Genomic DNA, 20251 nt, shown 5'->3' with positions numbered 1-20251 from the left:
TACAAAGGACGGTAAAACCAATTCAGGTTAACGGAGGGACGACATGAGACGGGTTGTATTCAATCAGAAAGGCGGGGTGGGCAAATCGAGCATCACCTGCAACCTGGCGGCCATCAGTGCTGCCCGGGGAAAGCGGACGCTGGTGGTCGATCTGGATCCCCAGGGCAACTCGACGCATTACCTGCTGGGCAGGCCGGCGGCAGAGCTGAGAGATACGGTTGCCGACCTGCTGGAGCAGACGGTGGCGTTTACCGTCTTCAACCGCCGCCCGGACGAGTTCGTGCATGCGACGCCGTTCGACAATCTGTTCGTGATGCCCTCGAGCCCGGAGCTGGACTTTCTTGAGCGCAAGCTTGAAGCCAAGCACAAGATCTACAAGCTCCGGGAGGCCCTGAAAAAACTGGGCGACAGTTTCGATGCGATCTATGTTGATACCGCGCCGGCGCTGAACTTCTACACCCGTTCCGCACTGATTGCTGCCCAGCGGTGCCTCATTCCGTTTGACTGCGACGATTTCTCGCGTCAGGCGCTGTACAACATCCTCAACGAGATCCAGGAGTTGCAGGAAGACCATAACCAGGACCTGGTGGTGGAGGGCATTATCGCCAACCAGTTCCAGCCCAGAGCCAGCCTTCCGCGGAAGCTGGTCATGGAGCTCACCGAGGAAGGCCTGCCGGTATTGCCGGTCCGGCTGTCCAGCTCGGTCAAGATGAAGGAATCCCATCAAAGCCGGCAGCCACTCATTCACATGGCTCCAAAGCATCCGTTAACCCGCCAGTATGAAGACCTGTTCCGGGTCCTGCATGGTGAGGCGGTGGAGCTGGAGCCGCTGACCGACTAGGTAATTGCATGACTGATTCACACACCACCGTTGCCCGGGTAGCGGACAGCCTGCTACAGATCGAGATCGAACTCCGGCAACTGGAGGTCTGGGAGAGCGAACCGCCGCCCGAGGAAGCCTTTCAGAGCGAGAAGCCCTTCTGTCTGGACACCATGGAGTTCACCCAGTGGCTCCAGTTTGTCTTCGTGGAGCGGATGAAAATCCTGATCGAAAATGGCCACCCCTTGCCGGAGGTGTCGGGTATTGCGCCGATGGCAGAGGAGCACTTCCGTGGCCGGCCGGAGTCCGGCCACGGGCTGATCCGGGAACTGGAGAAAATGGACGAGCTGCTGTCCGGGAAATAATTCCGGTCAGTCCAGGCGCATGGACAGATCCACCGCCTTCAGGTCTTTCGTCAGCGCACCGATGGAGATGTAGTCCACGCCGGTCTCGGCAATCGGGACAAGGGTCCGGTCATTGATGCCTCCGGAGGCTTCGAGCCTGGCCTTGCCGTTTGCGACCTTCACGGCGGTTCGCATGTCATCCAGTGAAAACTCGTCGAGCATGATGATGTCGGCGCCTGCCGCCAGTGCCTGATCGAGCTCGTCGAGGTTTTCCGTTTCAACCTCGACCGGGCGGCCCGGCGCAATGCGACGCGCCTCCTCAACGGCTTTGGCAATCGAGCCGCAGGCAGCGATGTGGTTTTCCTTGATCAGAAACGCATCCCAGAGCCCGATCCGGTGATTGTGGCAGCCACCGCAGGTAACCGCATACTTCTCTGCAAGCCGCAGTCCCGGGAGTGTTTTGCGGGTATCCAGGAGTTTGACGTCGGTGTGAGCGACTTTCCCGGCATAGGCCGAGCAGGTGGTCGCCACACCGGACAGGGTCTGAAGCCAGTTCAGGGCGGTGCGTTCGGCAGTCAGCAGGCTGCGGGCGGCGCCTTCCATGGTGAACAGGACCTGATTGGGGGAGACCCGGTCACCATCCTGAGCCTGCCATCGAAGCGTCACCTGGGGGTCCACTTGGCGAAAGACTTCGTCGACCCACGCCCGGCCGGCCAGGGTGGCGGCTTCACGGGTGATGACGCGGCCTGTGGCCAGTTTGTCGGCCGGAATCAGTCGGGCAGTGATGTCGCCGTCCCCGATGTCCTCTCTCAGGCTTTGGGCAACGGTTTCGATTCTGGACTGGCGCAGGAGTTCGGCAGGGAGCATGGTGTCGGGTCCGGTCTGGTCATGGGAAAGGAAATCTGGCGCAAGATTCTAAAGCCATGTTTCCCGATTACCAAATGTGAGGCCTGTCACATTTGACCCTGATGGGCTCCTGTGCGACACATTTGGTGACAAAATCTGACAGAATCTGACGCTAAGAGCTTCTATTATAGTAACTTATACAAACAGGCACTCTACAATCCATGACCCCGGAGTTAGGCAATGGCGCAGGATAACAAGGTAGTCAGCTTTCAGGACCGGAAGCCGGCGGGCCAGTTCTCGCTGCCACCTGCACTGATCCGTTTGCGGGATACTTCGGGCAGGGAACTGAAATCCGTTCTCAACGAGTTTTTTGATCGCTCTGACGATGCCCTGTTCGAACTGGCAGACCGTGCCGGCAACGAACACGGCCAGCTTGCCTATTTCGATGCCATGCGGGAACTCCGCCTCCGCCGCAAATCCATCTCTGTTTCGATCCTGCAGTATGTTTCCCGGGCTTTCAACGAGATCGGCCGGTTTCGTCCGCACGTTGCCCAGGGGGATCTTGAGGAAATAGATCACGACAACCTCAGCCTGATGGACCATGGTGAGCTCGAGCAGCAGGTTGCCATCGATAACCTGGTCAACAAGCTGCGTAACCGCTATGCCGATGCAATCCGGCTGCTGACAGTCCGGGTCAATCATCTTGTCGCCGACATCGAACTCTCCGACAGCCAGATGCCCCTGAGCCCCGAAGTTATTTGTGGTGGTGTCAGTGAGGCATGCGCCGACCTGGATATCGACATCCGGGCCAAGCTGGTGGTGCTCAAGCTGTTTGACAAGCTATTGGTGGGAATCCTTGCCAATTTCTATCAGGACGCGAACAAGACGCTGATCGACGAAGGGGTGCTCCCGGATATGAAACGCCCTCCCGTGGGCAAATCGTCCCCCCCTTCGGCAGGCAAGTCCTCCGGTTCCGCGCAAGGTCAGGCGGCTGCCGGTGGCGAGGAAGGGGCAGGTGCGACCTTCTCGGAATTAAGCGCGTTATTGCGTCAGGGGGACGAGTCCTCCCGTGCAGAGGTCGGCCAGTCCGGCGTTGCGTTCCTGGATACTGACGGGCTGATGTCAAAGCTCAGCCAGGTACAGGTTCAGGTCGTGAGCTGGGAAGTCGATCAGGTGGTACCCCTCAGGGAGCAGATCCTGCTGGTTCTGAAGACGGACGAGGGCAAGCCCCTGCAAGTGGGGCAGATGGACAACGATGTGATCAACCTCGTGTCCATGCTGTTTGATTTCATTCTTGAAGATCGCCAGCTCCATGCGGTGATGAAGGCTCTGATTGCGCGGTTGCAGATACCGGTGCTGAAGGTGGCCCTCAGCGATCCGAACTTCTTCAACCGGGGCGGCCACCCGGTTCGTAAGCTCCTGAACGACATGGCGCTGTCTGCTATTGGCTGGACAGAAAAGAGGCCGGGTCAGCGGGATCCGTTCCGGGAGAAGATTGAATACATCGTGGACCGGATCCTGAACGAATTCACAACCAATGTGTCGCTGTTCGAGGAGTTGCTCCAGGATTTCAGCCATTTCATGGACCTGGATCGCCGCCGCCGGGAGTTGGTCGAGCAGCGCCTCAGGGATGCCGAGGAAGGTCGGGCGCGGCAGGAACGGGCCAATGAAATGGCGGACACCATGGTGTCCGGGGTTGTCAGTAATCGGCAGATACCGGAGCAAGTGCTTGCGCTGCTCGAGCAACCCTGGACCCGCTATCTCCAGTGGGTGTTTCTGCGCCAGGGAGAGCAAAGCGAGGCCTGGAAAGCCGCTCAGGAATTCACGGAACGTCTGGTGTGGAGTGTCGATCCCAGGCCGATCACCGAAACAACGCGAAGCGAGCTTTTACGGGCGATTCCCGCAATCGTGGACGAATTCCGCAAGGCCATGCAGGAAATCTCGTGGGATCCCTTTGCCACGGATTCTGCAATCCGGGATCTGGAACTGGCCCATGTGGATGTCTTCCAGCGACTGGTGACGGCCGTGCCTCAGCCGGAGGCGCCGGCGGGTGCTCCGGAAGCTGCCCCGGAAGAGCCGCTGGCCGATGCCGGTCTCGCCGATGCTGCTGCGGTTTCGGACGAAGACTCCGGCATCGAAGCGGAATGGCTGGCTCGTGCGGACAGCCTTCGGGTTGGTTCCTGGATCGAGCTGAACCGCGACGACAACCGGATCCGCTGCAAGCTGGCTGCCTTTATCAAGGCGACCGGCAAATACATTTTCGTCAACCGCAGCGGAGCGAAAGTGGCCGAATACCCGCGCGAACAGCTGGCCCGGGCCATGGCTGCCGGCGAGATCGGAATGCTGGATGACGGTCTGATCTTCGACCGGGCACTCGAGTCCATCATCGATAACCTGCGCAGCAGCAGAAAAGACTGATGGTTTCCGAATCCGGGATCGACAGACTCAGGGAAACAGGACGCCTTCCGGGGGCTGTCTGGTGGCCTTCGCCCAATTTCGGGCCAAGGCCGGACGGGGCCGGCATCAGCCTGCTGGTGGTTCATAACATCAGCCTTCCGCCTGGACAGTTCGGTGGTCCGGAAATCCAGGATTTTTTCTGCAATTGCCTGGATCCGTCCGCTCATCCCTACTTTGAAACCATTGCCCACATTCAGGTATCCGCGCACGCGCTGATTCGCCGGGACGGCGAGGTCATCCAGTTTGTCAGCCTGCTGGATCGGGCCTGGCACGCCGGGCGATCCTGTTTTGATGGGCGGGAGGAGTGTAATGACTTTTCCATCGGCATCGAGCTGGAAGGGGCTGATGACATTCCCTATACCGAGGCCCAGTACCGGAAACTCGCTGACATTGCCCGTCAGGTGATGGCCGCATGGCCGGAGATTGATACCAGCCGGATTGCCGGTCACAGTGATATCGCGCCCGGTCGCAAGACCGATCCGGGCCCCGCCTTTGATTGGGAGCATTTCATGGCCTGTCTGCAGTCCCGCTCCGGATCCGGAGAGCTCGCCTGATGGTGCTCATCGTCTTCCTGCTGGCTTACCTTGTGCGCCGAAAGCTGGACAGTGCCGGACATGTTTCGGGAGACGCTCTCTGGCGATCCTGGTTTCACCGGGGCAGCCGGGTTCACGCGGGCGCCGAAACCAGTGTTGCCGGGGGGCTTGCGCTGGTGCTTTTGCCCGCGTTCCTGAGCGGTTTGCTGGAGTACCTGCTGATCGGTTACGGCCTGCGGTGGCTGGTCTATCCGGTGGAGTTTGTGGTGCTGGTTGCGATGATGGGGGCTCCGGGATGGAAGCGGACCCTGCGGGCCTATTCCGATGCCTGGAGCAGGGACGATATGCAGGCTGCCTGGCATCATGTCCGTGACCGGTTGCCTGTGGAGGATCGCCGGGAGGACAGTTCTGCCGAAAGCATGCACCTGTCGCTGTCACGGGCCTTCATCGTTTCGGTGTTCGAGCGTTACTTTCTGGTGGCGTTCTGGTTCGTGATCGGTGGCATGCCCGCGGCCATAGTAGCCCGCGGGGTGGTGGCGCTGGCGGAGCAATGGCCCCAGGCGGCGGCCCGGCCCCGATTTGTCCGTTGGGCCGAATGGCTGGCCTGGATTCCTGCCCGCCTGGTCTCGGTAACCTTCGGGATTGCCGGTGATCTTGCTGGCTGGCTCAGTGAAGCGAGGAGCTTGCTGCTGGCCCTCCGAAAGCCGGCCGCAGAGGTGCTAGCCGAATCAGCGAACAGTGCTTTGACCGGCTATGCACTTGATCCGGAAAGGTTCCTGCAGGTGCATCCGGACGAGTGGTCCCGTTTCGGTTCCTCCAGCCTGACTGCAGTGAGGGATCTGCTCGATCGGTCGATGCTGGCGTGGCTCTGTGGGCTTGCGCTGCTTGTGATTTCCGGCGCTGTGTGAGGTTTGTGGATCGACGAAATCCGGCCCTTAGAGGCCGGATTTTTTTTGTTCCCAGAGAATCTCTTCACCGCCATCCCGGCGCGCAAGCACCCGCGCGATGACGAACAGCAGGTCCGAAAGCCGGTTGAGGTAGTGACGTGACGCTGTATTGATGGAATCCTCGTGGCCGAGTGCCACAACTACCCGCTCGGCCCGACGGCAAACGGCACGGGCAAGGTGGCACTGGGCGGCCGCCGGTGTTCCTCCGGGCAGAATGAAGTTCTTCAGCGGCGGCAGATGCTCGTTATGTCGATCCAGGGTTTCCTCGAGCCACTGGATATGGTCGTCGCCGATAACCCGGCTTCCGGGAATGGCGAATTCGCCACCGAGATCGAACAGGTGGTGCTGGATGCGGCGCAGGGATTCGATCAGCTCGTCGTCCTGGTCCAGGGTCTCGATCAGCAGACCGATGTGGCAGTTGAGTTCGTCGGCCGTACCCATGGCTTCTACCCGCTGGGCGTTCTTGGCGATACGGTTGCCGTCGGCGAGGCCGGTGGAACCGTCATCCCCGGTGCGGGTGTAGATCTTCGAAAGGCGATTGCCCATCAGGAAACTCCTCTGACTCTTTATGTGGCGACAGTTGTTTTACCCTGTCGGTCAGCAATTGGTTCACCGGTGTGGGGATATCAAGGCGCTGTCCGAGCTGCACCAGGTACCCGTTGATGAAGTCGATCTCCGTGGTCCGCCTGTTCAGGATATCACCGCGCATGGAGGAGGTGTTCCGGGCGGTGTTGCGGGCGACGGTCTCGATCCTCTGGCGCAATTCCCCTGCGGTGGGATCACCAATGCCCTCGGCGGCCATCAGCCCGGCGATTTCCCTGCAGAGTGGATCAATGTGACGCTGGAAGAAATCGTTGGCCAGGATATCGCCATTGGGACAGTCGAGGATGGCCGTGAAGGGGTTGATGCCGGCGTTAACCACCAGTTTTTGCCAGAGCCGAACGAGGATCTGGTCTTCCGCATGGACAACAAGCCCGGTGGTTGCGAGCTGTGCGACGACACCGGGAAGTTCCGGCCGGGCCCTGGGAGTCAGCGCACCAACCCAGGTTTCACCGGAACCGGCATGGACGAGCCGATTCGGATCCGGCCGGTTGGCGCCCTCGGTCGTGGACGCCGCCAGGATGGGACGTTGGGGCGAGGTGTCCGCCACAGCCTGCTGGCTGCCAAGCCCGTTCTGGAACAGAACGATGGGGACCGATTCCGGAATCTTCGGCAGCCAATGCTGCAGGGCAGTCAGGGTGTCGCCGGCCTTGGTGGTGACCAGTAGCAAGCTCAGGTCGTCCGGCTGTTGGAGCCACGGCAGGGCCAGGCTACGCTGGCTGCCCTGGATGGATTCGAAGGAGTAGCTGAGGAGAGCCGGGGCCGGATCAGCATCCGGCCGCGGTAGAAAGGCCACCTGGTCCTGCGGGAGCAGGGCGGCCCAGAGCCGCCCCAGTGAGCCTGCGCCCAGGATACCGATCATGGGGCTTACATCGCCTCGATGTCGGCCCGCTGGTCGCTCAGCCGCTTCAGGCTGCCTTGGGCATCGCGGAGTTTTTCCTTCTCCTTTTCCACCACTTCGGCCGGGGCCTTGGCGGTGAACTTCTCGTTGCCGAGCTTGCCTTCGAGGCGCCCGATTTCTTTCTGCAGGCGGTCCAGTTCCTTGTCCAGGCGTTTGAGCTCGGCGTCCTTGTCGATCAGGCCGGCCATGGGCACAAGGACCTCCATCTCGCCCACCAGCTGGGTGGCGGACATGGGGGCCTTGTCACCCTCGAACCACTCCAGCTTTTCCAGCTTGGCCAGGGAGATCAGGAACTGCCGGTTGTCGTTCATGCGGCGCTGGTCTTCGGCACTGCCGCCCTTGAGCAGAACCGGAACCTGTTTACCCGGCGAGATGTTCATCTCGCCACGGATGTTCCGTACGGCCACAATCACGCCTTTGAGCCACTCGATGTCGGCGGCGACGGCGGCATCCTGCTTGCTTTCGTCCGGCTGCGGGAACGGCTGCAGCATGATGCTGTCGCCGGTCTTGCCCGCCAGCGGTGCGATGCGCTGCCAGATTTCCTCGGTGATGAAGGGCATCATCGGGTGGGCCAGACGCAGAACCGCTTCCAGCACCCGTACCAGGGTACGGCGGGTACCACGCTTGGCCTCCGCACTGGCGTTGTCGTCGTTCAGTACCGGCTTGGACAGCTCCAGGTACCAGTCGCAGTACTCGTTCCAGATGAACTCATAAAGGGCATAAGCGGCGAGGTCAAAGCGGTACTGGTCCAGGTGCCGGATGACTTCCTGCTCGCAGTGCTGCAGCTCGCTGATGATCCAGCGGTCGGCGAGGGACAGTTCTACCGGCTCGTCGTTCACGCCGCAGTCCTCGCCCTCGGTGTTCATCAGCACGTAGCGGGCCGCGTTCCACAGCTTGTTGCAGAAGTTGCGATAGCCTTCCAGCCGCTTCATGTCCCAGTTGATGTCCCGGCCTGTGGTGGCCATGGCCGCCAGGGTAAAGCGCAGGGCGTCGGTACCGTGGGCGGCGATGCCTTCGGGGAATTCCTTCCTGGTGCGCTTGCCGATTTTCTCGGCCAGCTTGGGTTGCATCAGATTGCCGGTCCGCTTCTCCAGCAGGTCATCCAGGCCGATGCCGTCGATCATGTCCAGCGGATCGATAACATTCCCCTTGGACTTGGACATCTTGTCGCCATGCTCGTCCCGGATCAGGCCGGTGACGTAGACCGTGTGGAACGGTACCTGCGGCGTGCCGTCCTCGTTCTTCATGAAGTGCATGGTCATCATGATCATCCGGGCGACCCAGAAGAAAATGATGTCGAAGCCGGTGACCAGCACGTCGGTGGGATGAAAGGTCTTCAGGCGCTCGGTGATTTCCGGCCAGCCCAGGGTGCCGAAGGTCCACAGGGCGGAGCTGAACCAGGTGTCCAGCACGTCTTCGTCCTGTTCCAGAGCAACGTCGGCGGCCAGGTTGTGCTTCTGGCGCACTTCCGCTTCACTGCGGCCGACGTAGATGTTGCCTTCGGCGTCGTACCAGGCCGGAATCCGGTGGCCCCACCACAGTTGCCTGGAGATACACCAGTCCTGGATGTCCCGCATCCAGGCGAAGTACATGTTCTCGTACTGTTTGGGCACGAACTGGATACGGCCGTCCTCGACGGCTTCGATGGCTGGCTTGGCCAGGGTCTTGGCATCGGCAAACCATTGATCGGTCAGCATCGGCTCGATGATCAGTCCGGAGCGGTCGCCACGGGGCACACTCAGCACGTGGTCTTCGATGTTTTCAACGAGCCCGGCCGCTTCCATGTCGGCGACAATCTGTTTGCGGGCGTCTTCCCTTGTCAGGCCGGAGTAGGCGGCCGGCATGGTGCCGTCAATTTCTGTGTTTTCGGTGCCATCGGCGTTAAAGACCTCGGCCACGTCCCGGATGTTGGCGTCCTGGGTCATGACGTTGATCATGGGCAGGTTGTTGCGCTTGCCCACGGCGTAGTCGTTGAAGTCGTGGGCCGGGGTGATCTTTACGCAGCCGGAGCCTTTCTCGGGATCGGCGTGGTGGTCGGCCACGATGGGGATCCGACGGTTAACGAGGGGCAGCAGAACGTGCTTGCCAATCAGGTGTTGATAACGCTCGTCCTCCGGGTGTACAGCTACGGCGGTGTCGCCCAGCATGGTTTCCGGGCGGGTCGTGGCAACAACAACATGGTCTTTGCCGTCCTGTGTTGTAGCGCCGTCAGCCAGCGGGTAGCGCAGGTGCCAGAAGAAACCTTTTTCTTCCTTGTTCTCGACCTCGAGGTCGGAGATGGCGGTATGCAGTTTCGGGTCCCAGTTGACCAGGCGTTTGCCACGGTAGACCAGGCCGTCTTCGTAGAGGCGGATGAAAACTTCCTGGACGGCCTTGTAGAAGCCGTCGTCCATGGTGAAGCGTTCGTTGTCCCAGTCAACGGAGTTGCCGAGGCGGCGCATCTGGCGGGTGATGGTGCCACCGGAGTGTTCCTTCCAGTCCCAGATGCGTTTGATGAACTCTTCCCGGCCGAGATCGTGGCGGGTTTTATTTTCTTCCGCAGCCAGTTTGCGCTCGACGACCATCTGGGTAGCGATGCCGGCGTGGTCGGTGCCGACGGTCCACAATGCGTTGCGGCCCTGCATGCGCTTGTATCGGGTCAGGGTGTCCATGATGGTGTGCTGGAAGGCATGGCCCATGTGAAGGCTGCCGGTCACGTTGGGGGGCGGGATGGCGATGCTGTAGGACTGGCCTTCACCGCTGGGGCGGAAGTACCCTTTGGATTCCCAGTTTTCGTACCACTGGCGCTCGATGTTTTCTGGCTGGTAGGTTTTTTCCATGGGTTTCTGCAGTGACCGTTGGTTGATTCACAAGGGAAAAATTAGACGCCCGATTATACATGGTCGGGTTGTTTGCGGCGAACCTCGCTTTTGATCTTTCAGGACTGCTTGCTTGGGTGTGGCGCCGGAGGAAAAGTCCCTTTCCAAAACACGCTACGAGCACGTCCATGTGCGCTTGTTTCGGGCCGTCCCTGGCCCTCAACAGTTTTGGAAAGGGACTTTTCCTCCGACGCAGCGGCCTGTGAGTAGTTCGCTCGTTAGCGCTTTCGCTGGTCGTGGACTCTGGGTTCGATGCCGAGAGCTCGAAGTTGTTTGAAGTGGGACCGTGCCTGATTCAGTACGTTCGGATCATTGTGGGCCACCAGTGCCAGTCTTTTGAAACGGTCCGCATCCGCCGGCAGGGTGGTGGAGAGGATGATCACGGTATCCCAGTCTTCGGCCACCGGCGGGCACAGCAGGATACCAACGCGGTCGGTGCAGGTGGTGGCTGAATCCGGAATGATGGCATGGGGGATGAACGCGTCGGGGCTGAAGTTCCAGAGGAGGTCGTCCAGTTCCTGGGCCTGTTGCATGGTGTCGCAGACGACGCAGACGCGGTCACCCTGGTGCCAGGCTTTGTCCACGAGTTTGACGGCGTGGACGTTGCGGGCAGCGGGGGTGTTTTTGGCGAGGATGTGGAACCAGTAGCGCTGGTTCCGATCTTCCTGCCCGGACGGGCCGGCAGCGGGGCTGCCGGGGTCCGGGGTGTTCTGGGGCTGACTGTCCTGCATTATTTGCCGGCGTGGGACATGAGGTAGTCAACCAGCAGCGGTACCGGGCGGCCGGTGGCGCCTTTGGCTTTGCCGGAGAGCCAGGCGGTGCCTGCGATGTCCAGGTGGGCCCAGCGGTAGTCTTTGGCGAATCGGGACAGGAAGCAGGCGGCGGTGATGGTGCCTGCCGGGCGGCCGCCGATATTGGCCATGTCGGCGAAGTTGCTGTCGAGCTGGCTCTGGTATTCGTCCCAGAGGGGCAGGCGCCAGGCGCGGTCGCCGGTGCGCTCGCCGGCGGCGAGCAGTTCGTTGGCCAGCTCATCGTTGTTGGCCAGTAGGCCGGTGGCCTGGTTGCCGAGGGCGATGATGCAGGCGCCGGTGAGGGTGGCCATGTCGATCACCGCTTCGGGGTCGAATTTCTTCACGTAGGTAAGGGCGTCACACAGCACCAGCCGGCCTTCGGCATCGGTGTTGAGGATTTCGACGGTCTGGCCGGACAGGGTGGTAACGATGTCGCCCGGACGGGAGGCGCCGCCATCCGGCATGTTTTCGGCAGCGGCCACGACCGCGACGACGTTGATCTTGGGTTTGGTCTCGGCCAGGACTTTCATGGTACCGAAGACACTGGCGGAGCCGCCCATGTCGTACTTCATTTCATCCATGCCTTCGCCCGGCTTCAGGCTGATGCCGCCGGTGTCGAAGGTGATGCCCTTGCCCACGAGAACGTAGGGCTTGTCCTTGGTCTTGCCACCGCGGTATTCCATGACGATCAGCCTTGGGGGCTGGGTGCTGCCTTTGCCGACCGCGAGGATGGTGTTCATGCCCATCTTTTCCATCTGTTTTTCATCAAGCACTTCGGTCTTGATGCAGTCGTGTTCCTTGGCCAGCTGTTTGGCCTGGTCGGCGAGCCAGATCGGGTGGCAGATGTTGGGCGGGGTGTTGCCCAGGTCACGGGTGAAGTTCATGCCGCGGCCAGTAGCGAGGCCAAGGTTGAAGGCGTCTTTGAGGGCTTTGCCGCCGCCGGACGCGACCACGGTCACCTTGTTCAGCTTCCGGGAGGCGGGCTTGTCGCTCTTGAACTGGCTGAAAGTGTAGAGCTGTTCTTCGAGGATACGGCCGATGACGTTCAGCAGGGCTTCTTCGGAGCTGACAGCCGGCTCACCCTTGACCTGGGTGTCCGCCATGGCGATCAGTGCGCTTTTCGAAGGGCCGTCCTTGAGGGCGCCGAGAACGGCGGTAACGGCCTTGCGGAAGTTGGCCGGTGTACGATCGTCGTTCTTGCCGGTGCCGACGACCAGCAGGCGGCTCCAGGGGCGGCCGTCCAGGGGGAATACGCCGGTGCTGCCGTTCTTGCCGGTGATGTCTCCTGCCGTTTGCAGCTTCTTGATCAGTCCGTCGAGCGCTTCGTCCGCGTGGGTGGTCGACTCGGGCCAGTCGCCTTTTTCGGGCACGCCGACGACAAGGCAGTCCGCCTTGGTGGTTGCGATAGCTTTGCTGCTCAGGCTGAAGTTCATGGCAACTCCTGTTGGTTATTCGGAAGAAACGCCCGCGGGGATGCGGGCTGGATGTCTGTTCTAGTCTAGCATTTGGGGGCGGCAGGGGATTTATCAACCGGGTAGAGCCAGTGAGGCTGTGGCCCGGATGTAATTCCCCGGCTCTGTCATTCAGACCAAAGGTTACATAGAATACGCGCTGTTTCCGGATTCCTCCATTCGTTTCCGCAGGTGCGGCCAGAGAGACCGTTTTGAGTATTATTTTCCGTTATCTCATTCGCCAGGTCATGATCAGCATGGTTGCTGTCTCCGGCATCCTGCTGCTGGTCTTTATGAGCGGCCGATTCCTGAAGTACCTGGCCAGCGCAGCCGAGGGCAAGCTGTCGGCCGATGTGCTGGCGCTGATCATGATGTATCGCTTCCCCGGTTTCCTTGAGCTTATTCTGCCGCTTGGGCTGTTCATCGGCATTCTGCTCGCCTATGGCCGCATGTACCTGGAAAGCGAGATGACCGTTCTGTTTGCCTGTGGCACCAGTGACCGGCAGTTACTGGCCAAGACTCTGTTGGGCAGTCTGCCGGTAATGCTGACCGTCGGCGCTATGAGCTTGTATGTGTCCCCATGGGGCATGAAACAGGTGGAATATATTTTTGCCGAGCAGGCCAAGGCGACGGAGTTCGAGATGCTGGCACCGGGCCGGTTCCAGAACCTGCTCTCCGGTGGTCGGGTGACCTACACGGAGGATCTGAGTGATGACAAACGTCGGCTGGAGGGCGTGTTCATTGCCGAATATGGCCGAAACGGGGAAGGTCTGAGCATTATCACGGCGGAGGCCGGTTCCCAGCTTATTGATGAGGAAACCGGGAGCCGCTTTCTGATCCTGGAGCAGGGCGCCAGGTTTGACGGCTCACCCGGGGCGCTGGACTACAAGGTGACGGAATTCGGTGCCTATGGGCTCAAAATCCAAAGTGGCACGGCGCGTGATGTCGAACTCGAGGACGGTGTCAGTACTGCCCGGCTGTGGGCATCGGATGATCCCGAGGACCGGGCAATGCTCCACTGGCGCCTTTCCCTGCCCCTGATCGTTCCCATCATTACGCTGCTGGCCGTGCGTCTGAGCCGGGTCAATCCGAGGCAGGGGCGGTTTTTCCACCTGCTGCCGGCCATGCTGGTCTACATCACTTACCTCGGCCTGTTAATCGTGGCCCGGGATGCCCTGGCTGATGGCAAAGTGCCGGAGTGGGTCGGCATGCTCTGGGTCCATGCCCTGTTCCTGCTGTTTGGTCTCTGGTTGCAGTTTGGTCCTCCCTGGCTGCGTCGGCGCCGTCTGATGAAGGAGGGGGCCGCCCATGCGTAAGATTGACGGTTACACCATGCGCACCGTGGGCGGGGCTATGTTCCTGGTCATGGTGGTGGTGCTGTCGCTGGACCTGATCTTTGCCTTCATTGGTGAGCTCGAGGATACCCGCAACGATTACGACACGCTGCAGGCACTTTGGTACGTGATGCTCACGCTGCCGCGGCGGATTTATGACTACCTTCCGCTGGGGGCGTTCATGGGCTGTCTGATTGGCCTCGGTTCCATGGCCAGTTCCTCGGAGCTTACGGTTATCCGGGCTGCCGGTGTCTCCCTGAAGCGGATTGTGTGGTCGGCCATGAAGCCGGCTCTGGTGGTGGTGCTGCTGGGAGTGCTGATCGGGGAATACGTGGCGCCGCCGGCCGAGCGTTACGCCCAGAGCCAGAAGGCCGTCGCCCTTGGGGCAGGGAAGAACGTGGCGTCCGCCCAGGGCGTCTGGCACCGGGAAGGCAACGTCTTCATGCACCTGAACGCAGTGCAGCCCAACGGTGTGTTGTACGGTGTGTCCCTGTTCCGTTTCAATGACGACATGCAACTGGAGTCCTCCAGTTTTGCCGAGCGCGGGATCTACCAGGGCGATCACTGGTCACTGGAAAAGGTCAGGACAACCCATATCGAGGAGGATGGCACCCGCCTGGAAAAGAGGCAGGTCCTTCGGTGGGAGACCGGGCTGTCTCCGCAGGTGCTGAGCGTGCTCATCGTAAAGCCCGAGAATCTGTCGATGAGCGGCCTCTACACCTACGCAACCTATCTGGGCGAGCAGGATCTGAATGCGGCCAACTACTGGTTGGCGTTCTGGAAAAAGACCCTGATGCCGCTGGGGACGGCGGTGATGGTCCTGGTTGCCATCTCGTTCATCTTCGGGCCGCTCCGGTCCGTCACCATGGGGTTCCGGGTATTCACCGGGCTGCTGGTCGGGTTGCTGTTCAAATACATGCAGGACCTGCTCGGGCCCATGAGCGTGGTTTACGGTTTCAACCCGATGCTTGCGGTGCTGATTCCGATCGCCGTCAATGCGGCAGTGGGCGCCGTGCTCATGCGGCGGGCCGGGTGATCCCCGGCCCCGGTCAGAGTGCTTTTTTCTTCGTTTCTTTCGGTACCTGAACAACGACGCTGTCCGATACCCGATCGGTAACGGACAGCCCGTTGATCGGCAGGAACAGCGCGATAATGGCCGGAATGGTCACGAACAGGGTGACGGGGCCCACGTAATAGCCCGCAAGCATGGTAATGAAGATGACCGCCGCGGCAGTGCCGTAGCGCAGCAGCGCCTGGGTCCAGCTCACGGACGTGCCGTCCAGGTTCTCGATACGGACCCGCCAGACCTGCATGCCCAGGGTCTGGCCGATCCGGGTCCAGAAGTAGGCGAAGAACAGATAAAGCACCAGGAAAAGCACGAAGGTGAGGCCGGGGTCGCCGGACAGCTGGCCGGCTTCGGCCATCTGCTCGTACTGCTCCCAGCCTGTGATCCAGCCGGCAATCATGGTGTACACCCAGGTCGCCACCAGCAGTACGGCAATGCTGATCAGGCCATCGTAGATAATGGCGAGGGCGCGCTTGGTAAACGTCGCTGGCGGGAACAGTTCCTCGGCGTCATGAAAGCGTCGGGGCATGGGGTCTCCTGTGAGGTTTCACGTTTTTCATGTTCTCGGCGTGTGCTAGAGTAGCGGATTTGCACACGCATGTAAGTATTCGTATTCAATCGCGGACCCGAGGGGTTCCCCGCCGGGTTTCTGGAAAGGTATCAAAGGTCTATGAAAACCGCAGAGTTGCGACAGGCGTTTCTCGAGTATTTCAAACAGCAGGGGCACACCATTGTCGAGAGCAGTTCTCTTGTGCCCCACGACGACCCGACATTGCTGTTTACGAACGCGGGTATGAACCAGTTCAAGGATGTCTTCCTTGGCCGCGAAGAGCGCGACTATACACGAGCCACCACCTCCCAGAAATGCGTGCGTGCCGGTGGCAAGCACAATGACCTCGAGAACGTTGGCTACACTGCGCGCCACCACACTTTCTTTGAAATGCTGGGTAACTTCAGCTTCGGTGATTATTTCAAGCGCGAGGCCATCAACTACGCCTGGACCTTCCTGACCGGCGAGGAATGGCTGAACCTGCCCAAGGAGAAGCTCTGGGTGACCGTGTACGCCGAGGATGACGAGGCCTTCGATATCTGGAACAAGGAAATCGGTGTTCCAGAAGACCGCATTGTCCGTATCGGTGACAACAAGGGAGCCCGTTACGCCTCCGACAACTTCTGGCAGATGGGCGACACCGGCCCCTGTGGCCCCTGCACCGAGATTTTCTACGATCACGGTCCGGAAGTTGCCGGTGGACCTCCCGGCAGTCCGGAAGAGGACGGCGACCGATACATCGAGATCTGGAACGTGGTTTTCATGCAGTACAACCGTACTGCCGATGGCGAAATGCTGAAGCTGCCGAAGCCTTCCGTGGACACCGGCATGGGCCTTGAGCGCATTACCGCAGTGCTTCAGGGCGTCCACAGCAACTATGAAATCGACCTGTTCCAGGATCTGCTCAAGGCGGCTTCCGAAATCCTGGGTGGCGTGGGTACTACCGAAGCGTCGCTGCGCGTTGTTGCGGACCACATCCGTTCCTGTGCCTTCCTGATCGCCGACGGCGTCATGCCCTCGAATGAAGGCCGTGGTTTCGTGCTGCGCCGGATCATTCGGCGGGCCGCACGCCATGGCAACAAGCTGGGCGCGACCGAGCCGTTCTTCCATAAGCTCACCGATGCGCTGGTGAAGCTGATGGGCGAGGCTTACCCGCAGCTGGTCAGCAGCCAGAAGCAGATCGAAAAGGTGCTGCTGCAGGAAGAAGAGCAGTTCGCCAAGACCCTGGACAAGGGCCTGCGCCTGCTGGAGCAGGACATTGCCGAGCTGAAAGGGTCCGTGATTCCGGGCGAGACCATTTTTACCCTGTATGACACCTACGGATTCCCGGTGGATCTGACCAATGACATCGCCCGTGAGCGTGGTCTGACCCTGGATTACGAAGGCTATGAAAAGGCGATGGAAGCCCAGCGGGACCGCGCCCGTGCGGCCAGCAAGTTCGGCATCGACTATAACGCCACCGGGCTGAAGCTCGAAGGCCAGACCGAGTTCACCGGTTATGACCATATTGACGGCCATGAACGCATTCGTACCGTTCTGGTCGGCAGCGATGAGAAAAACGCCGAGGCCGGCGATGAAGCGGTGGTGGTGCTTGAGCGTACGCCGTTCTATGCCGAATCCGGTGGCCAGGTAGGCGACACCGGTCTGCTGACCTGGAGTGGTGGCCGGTTCAAGGTGACCGATACCCGTAAGGAAGGTGACAACCACCTGCATATCGGTACCGTGATCGAGGGTGAGCTGTTCCCGGGCCTGGAGGTGGATGCCCGCATCGACCACGCCCGCCGCGAGCGCACCAAGCGCAACCATTCGGCCACCCACCTGCTGCATGCCGCCCTGCGAAAGGTACTGGGTGAGCACGTCAGCCAGAAGGGTTCCCTGGTGGACCCGGACAAGCTGCGTTTCGACTTCTCCCACTTCGAGGCGGTGACGCCGGAGCAGCTGAAAGAAATCGAGCGCCAGGTGAACGAGCAGGTACTGGAAAATACCCCGGTTCAGACCGAGATCACTGACATGGAAAACGCCAAAGAGAAAGGGGCGGTGGCGCTGTTCGGTGAGAAGTACGGCGATACCGTGCGGGTTCTGAGCATGGGCACCGACAACTATTCTGTCGAGCTGTGCGGTGGTACCCATGTGGCTCGTACCGGTGATATCGGGTTGTTCCGTATCACGTCGGAAAGCGGCATTTCCTCCGGCGTTCGCCGTATCGAGGCGGTGACCGGTTTCGGTGCCCTGGAGTGGGTGGAGGAAACCGAGCGTACCCTGCGTAACACCGCGAAGCTGGTACGGGCAACCCGGGAAACCGTGGTCGAGAAAGTCCAGCAGACCCTGGATCGCAATCGTCAGCTCGAGAAGGAAGTGGATGCACTCAAGGCCAAACTGGCCAGCTCCGCCGGCAGTGACCTGGCCGGTTCAGCGGTGGAAGTCGCCGGCCTCAAGGTCGTCGCCGCCGAACTGGAAGGTGCGGACCGTAAGGCGCTGATGGAAACCGCCGACCAGCTGAAGAACAAGCTGGGTGAGGGCGTTGTGGTGCTGGCGACGGTCGAGGATGGCAAGGTCATCCTGGTGGCCGGCGTGACCAAGTCCGCGACCAATCGCATCAAGGCCGGTGACCTGATGAAGCACCTGGCCGCCGAAGTGGATGGCAAAGGCGGTGGCCGGCCCGACATGGCGCAGGGCGGAGGTAACAATCCGTCGAAGCTGGCGGGAGCCCTGGAAGGTGTGCCGGCCTGGGTGGAAAAAAATATCGCTTAAGCAACTGTTTTCCGAAGCGGGCTGGGGTTTATAATCCCGCCCGTTTTCTTTTGATTGGTGGGGTACGGCCCCGCTGAGATTCCCTGTATCGGAGTTTGGGAAAGACATGGCCCTGTTGGTTCAGAAATTTGGTGGTACCTCGGTGGGAACCACCGAGCGCATAGAAGCGGTTGCCGAAAAGGTATGCCGGTTCCGCAAGGAAGGTCACGATGTGGTGGTCGTGGTTTCCGCCATGAGTGGCGAGACCAACCGTCTGATCGCTCTTGCCAGTGACATCATGGAAGAGCCCACGCCGAGGGAGATGGATGTACTGGTATCCACCGGTGAGCAGGTCACCATTGCCCTGCTGTCCATGGCCTTGCAGAAACGGGGGTGTGATGCCCGTTCCTACACGGGTTCCCAGGTGCGGATACTCACCGACAGCAGTCACACCAAGGCTCGCATCCAGCGCATCGATGAACACAACATGCGCTCTGATCTCGAAGCGGGTCGCGTGGTGGTGGTTGCCGGGTTCCAGGGTACCGACGAGAACGGCAACATCACCACCCTCGGTCGTGGCGGTTCTGATACGACGGCAGTGGCATTGGCGGCCGCATTGAAGGCGGATGAGTGTCAGATCTACACTGATGTGGATGGCGTTTACACCACTGATCCGCGGGTTGTTGACAGTGCACGCCGCCTGGAGCGGATCACGTTCGAGGAAATGCTCGAGATGGCGAGCCTGGGGTCCAAGGTACTCCAGATTCGGTCGGTCGAGTTTGCAGGTAAATACAACGTTCCATTACGGGTGCTGTCCAGCTTCCAGGAAGGCGAGGGCACCCTGATTACTTTTGAGGATGAAAACGCCATGGAACAACCGGTTGTTTCCGGCATTGCTTTTAACCGTGATGAAGCCAAACTGACCATTTCCGGTGTTCCCGATACCCCGGGCAGCGCGTCGCGTATCCTGAAGCCGGTCAGCGACGCCAATATTGAAGTGGACATGATCGTCCAGAACGTGGGTGAGGATAACAAGACCGCTTTCACCTTTACCGTTCACCGGAACGACTTCAAGCGGGCCAGGGAAGTACTGCAAGGTGTTGCCGACGAACTGACCGCCGGCCAGGTGGTTGGCGACAGCAAGATCGCCAAGGTCAGCATCGTGGGTGTGGGAATGCGCTCCCACGCGGGTGTTGCCTCCCGGATGTTTGAAGCGCTGTCGAATGAAGGTATCAACATTCAGATGATCTCCACATCGGAAATCAAGATCTCCGTGGTGATCGATGAGAAATATCTCGAGCTTGCCGTTCGTGCACTGCACAGTGCTTTCGAGCTGGACAAGAGCGGGGTGCAGGAAGAGACCTGAATTAGCGGATGCCAGGCTTATCCGAGGGTCTCACAACAAGGGAATCATTAATTGAGTCTATCAGATTGCGTGTTCGCATAAGGGAATGTGCGTCTGTTGATCGATCAGTGATCCCATTATAAAAGTAAGAAGTACAAAAAGTACGCTAAACCATTTTTCGGAACAGGTAGAAGCTCTGGATAGGGAGTAAGGGATATGTTGATTTTGACTCGCCGCGTTGGCGAAACTCTGATGATCGGTGATGAAATCACTGTCACCGTTCTGGGAGTCAAGGGGAACCAGGTTCGTATTGGTGTAAACGCCCCTAAGGATGTTGCGGTACACCGCGAAGAGATTTATCAGCGGATTCAGTCCGAAAAAGGCTCCGAGGAGCCGGAACCGGGCAATCGTTGATCAGTAAAAAGCCGTTCAGGAATCACCCGAACGGCTTTTTTTATATCCGGGCAAATCGAGACTGAAAAATCTCGTGTCAACCCTATGAAAACAGAAAAATTATGGTAGTATACGCCCCGTTCTCAAGGAGAGGTGGGTGAGTGGCTGAAACCAGTTCCCTGCTAAGGAACCGTACGAGCAATCGTACCGAGGGTTCGAATCCCTCCCTCTCCGCCATTTCCTTTTCCGGAAGGCAGAGAACCGTCGAGGTAGCACTCGACAGGA

At 60.0% G+C, this 20251-nt stretch carries 17 protein-coding genes and 1 tRNA gene; 11 read left to right on the top strand and 7 right to left on the bottom strand.

The features are described 5' to 3' along the window. Positions 1-43: 43 nt before the first annotated feature. Together MD273_RS09680 and MD273_RS09675 are read left to right on the top strand one after the other, a co-directional pair. Positions 44-841: a ParA family protein gene (locus MD273_RS09680; RefSeq protein ID WP_239037525.1), complete on the top strand. Its 798-nt coding sequence runs from the start codon at positions 44-46 to the stop codon at positions 839-841. Between the two features lie 8 nt (positions 842-849). Further along, positions 850-1185 carry a YqcC family protein gene (locus MD273_RS09675; protein ID WP_239037524.1) on the top strand — a complete coding sequence of 112 codons (336 nt, stop codon included), beginning with the start codon at positions 850-852 and terminating at the stop codon, positions 1183-1185. Positions 1186-1191: 6 nt separating this feature from the next. On the opposite strand, the gene nadC is transcribed toward MD273_RS09675, so the two are convergent. Continuing rightward, complete coding sequence (gene nadC, locus MD273_RS09670) at positions 1192-2031, bottom strand: carboxylating nicotinate-nucleotide diphosphorylase (RefSeq protein ID WP_239037523.1); 840 nt, start codon at positions 2029-2031, stop codon at positions 1192-1194. 219 nt (positions 2032-2250) lie between these two features. On the opposite strand from nadC, the gene MD273_RS09665 reads away from it, so the two are divergent. From MD273_RS09665 to ampE, 3 genes are read left to right on the top strand one after another with little or no spacing between them, the layout of a single operon-like run. Beyond that, positions 2251-4428 (top strand): DUF1631 domain-containing protein, encoded by a 2178-nt coding sequence (locus MD273_RS09665; protein WP_239037522.1) that lies wholly within the window; start codon positions 2251-2253, stop codon positions 4426-4428. Beyond that, positions 4428-5021 (top strand): 1,6-anhydro-N-acetylmuramyl-L-alanine amidase AmpD, encoded by a 594-nt coding sequence (ampD, locus tag MD273_RS09660; protein WP_239037521.1) that lies wholly within the window; start codon positions 4428-4430, stop codon positions 5019-5021. The genes MD273_RS09665 and ampD overlap by 1 nt, the downstream gene beginning before the upstream one ends. Continuing rightward, positions 5021-5908: a regulatory signaling modulator protein AmpE gene (gene ampE, locus MD273_RS09655; protein ID WP_239037520.1), complete on the top strand. Its 888-nt coding sequence runs from the start codon at positions 5021-5023 to the stop codon at positions 5906-5908. Before ampD ends, ampE begins: the two co-directional genes overlap by 1 nt. Before the next feature lie 27 nt (positions 5909-5935). On the opposite strand, the gene MD273_RS09650 is transcribed toward ampE, so the two are convergent. The 5 genes from MD273_RS09650 to MD273_RS09630 all read right to left on the bottom strand — a co-directional run bounded on the left by MD273_RS09650 (position 5936) and on the right by MD273_RS09630 (position 12530). Further along, the gene (locus MD273_RS09650) at positions 5936-6493 is read right to left on the bottom strand and encodes a cob(I)yrinic acid a,c-diamide adenosyltransferase (protein WP_239037519.1); all 558 of its coding nucleotides are present in this window, start codon (positions 6491-6493) and stop codon (positions 5936-5938) included. After that, positions 6450-7409 carry a ketopantoate reductase family protein gene (locus MD273_RS09645; protein WP_239037518.1) on the bottom strand — a complete coding sequence of 320 codons (960 nt, stop codon included), beginning with the start codon at positions 7407-7409 and terminating at the stop codon, positions 6450-6452. Before MD273_RS09645 ends, MD273_RS09650 begins: the two co-directional genes overlap by 44 nt. 5 nt (positions 7410-7414) lie before the next feature. After that, positions 7415-10267 (bottom strand): valine--tRNA ligase, encoded by a 2853-nt coding sequence (locus MD273_RS09640; RefSeq protein WP_239037517.1) that lies wholly within the window; start codon positions 10265-10267, stop codon positions 7415-7417. A 257-nt stretch (positions 10268-10524) separates the two neighbouring features. After that, positions 10525-11037, bottom strand: coding sequence for a DNA polymerase III subunit chi (locus MD273_RS09635; protein WP_239037516.1), 513 nt, complete (start codon positions 11035-11037; stop codon positions 10525-10527). Continuing rightward, positions 11037-12530 (bottom strand): leucyl aminopeptidase, encoded by a 1494-nt coding sequence (locus MD273_RS09630; RefSeq protein WP_239037515.1) that lies wholly within the window; start codon positions 12528-12530, stop codon positions 11037-11039. Before MD273_RS09630 ends, MD273_RS09635 begins: the two co-directional genes overlap by 1 nt. A 230-nt stretch (positions 12531-12760) precedes the next feature. Here MD273_RS09630 and lptF point away from each other — a divergent pair, with 230 nt between their 5' ends. Then, the gene (lptF, locus tag MD273_RS09625; protein ID WP_239037514.1) at positions 12761-13864 is read left to right on the top strand and encodes an LPS export ABC transporter permease LptF; all 1104 of its coding nucleotides are present in this window, start codon (positions 12761-12763) and stop codon (positions 13862-13864) included. After that, positions 13857-14918, top strand: coding sequence for an LPS export ABC transporter permease LptG (gene lptG / locus MD273_RS09620; RefSeq protein WP_239037513.1), 1062 nt, complete (start codon positions 13857-13859; stop codon positions 14916-14918). Before lptF ends, lptG begins: the two co-directional genes overlap by 8 nt. 13 nt (positions 14919-14931) lie before the next feature. Here the strand turns inward: lptG and MD273_RS09615 are convergent, their stop codons facing one another. Next, positions 14932-15477, bottom strand: a complete 546-nt coding sequence (locus MD273_RS09615; protein WP_239037512.1) for an RDD family protein — start codon at positions 15475-15477, stop codon at positions 14932-14934. Positions 15478-15618: 141 nt separating this feature from the next. On the opposite strand from MD273_RS09615, the gene alaS reads away from it, so the two are divergent. The 4 genes from alaS to MD273_RS09595 all read left to right on the top strand — a co-directional run bounded on the left by alaS (position 15619) and on the right by MD273_RS09595 (position 20203). Next, positions 15619-18249, top strand: coding sequence for an alanine--tRNA ligase (alaS, locus tag MD273_RS09610; RefSeq protein WP_239037511.1), 2631 nt, complete (start codon positions 15619-15621; stop codon positions 18247-18249). Between the two features lie 106 nt (positions 18250-18355). After that, positions 18356-19594: an aspartate kinase gene (locus tag MD273_RS09605; RefSeq protein WP_239037510.1), complete on the top strand. Its 1239-nt coding sequence runs from the start codon at positions 18356-18358 to the stop codon at positions 19592-19594. Between the two features lie 195 nt (positions 19595-19789). Continuing rightward, complete coding sequence (gene csrA / locus MD273_RS09600; RefSeq protein ID WP_092002912.1) at positions 19790-19987, top strand: carbon storage regulator CsrA; 198 nt, start codon at positions 19790-19792, stop codon at positions 19985-19987. A gap of 126 nt (positions 19988-20113) precedes the next feature. After that, a tRNA-Ser gene (locus MD273_RS09595) sits at positions 20114-20203 on the top strand. Positions 20204-20251: the final 48 nt, after the last annotated feature.

Origin of the sequence: Marinobacter sp. C7, assembly GCF_022343555.1 — a bacterium.
Lineage (GTDB): Bacteria > Pseudomonadota > Gammaproteobacteria > Pseudomonadales > Oleiphilaceae > Marinobacter.
This window is presented reverse-complemented; position numbering and strand designations above follow the sequence as displayed.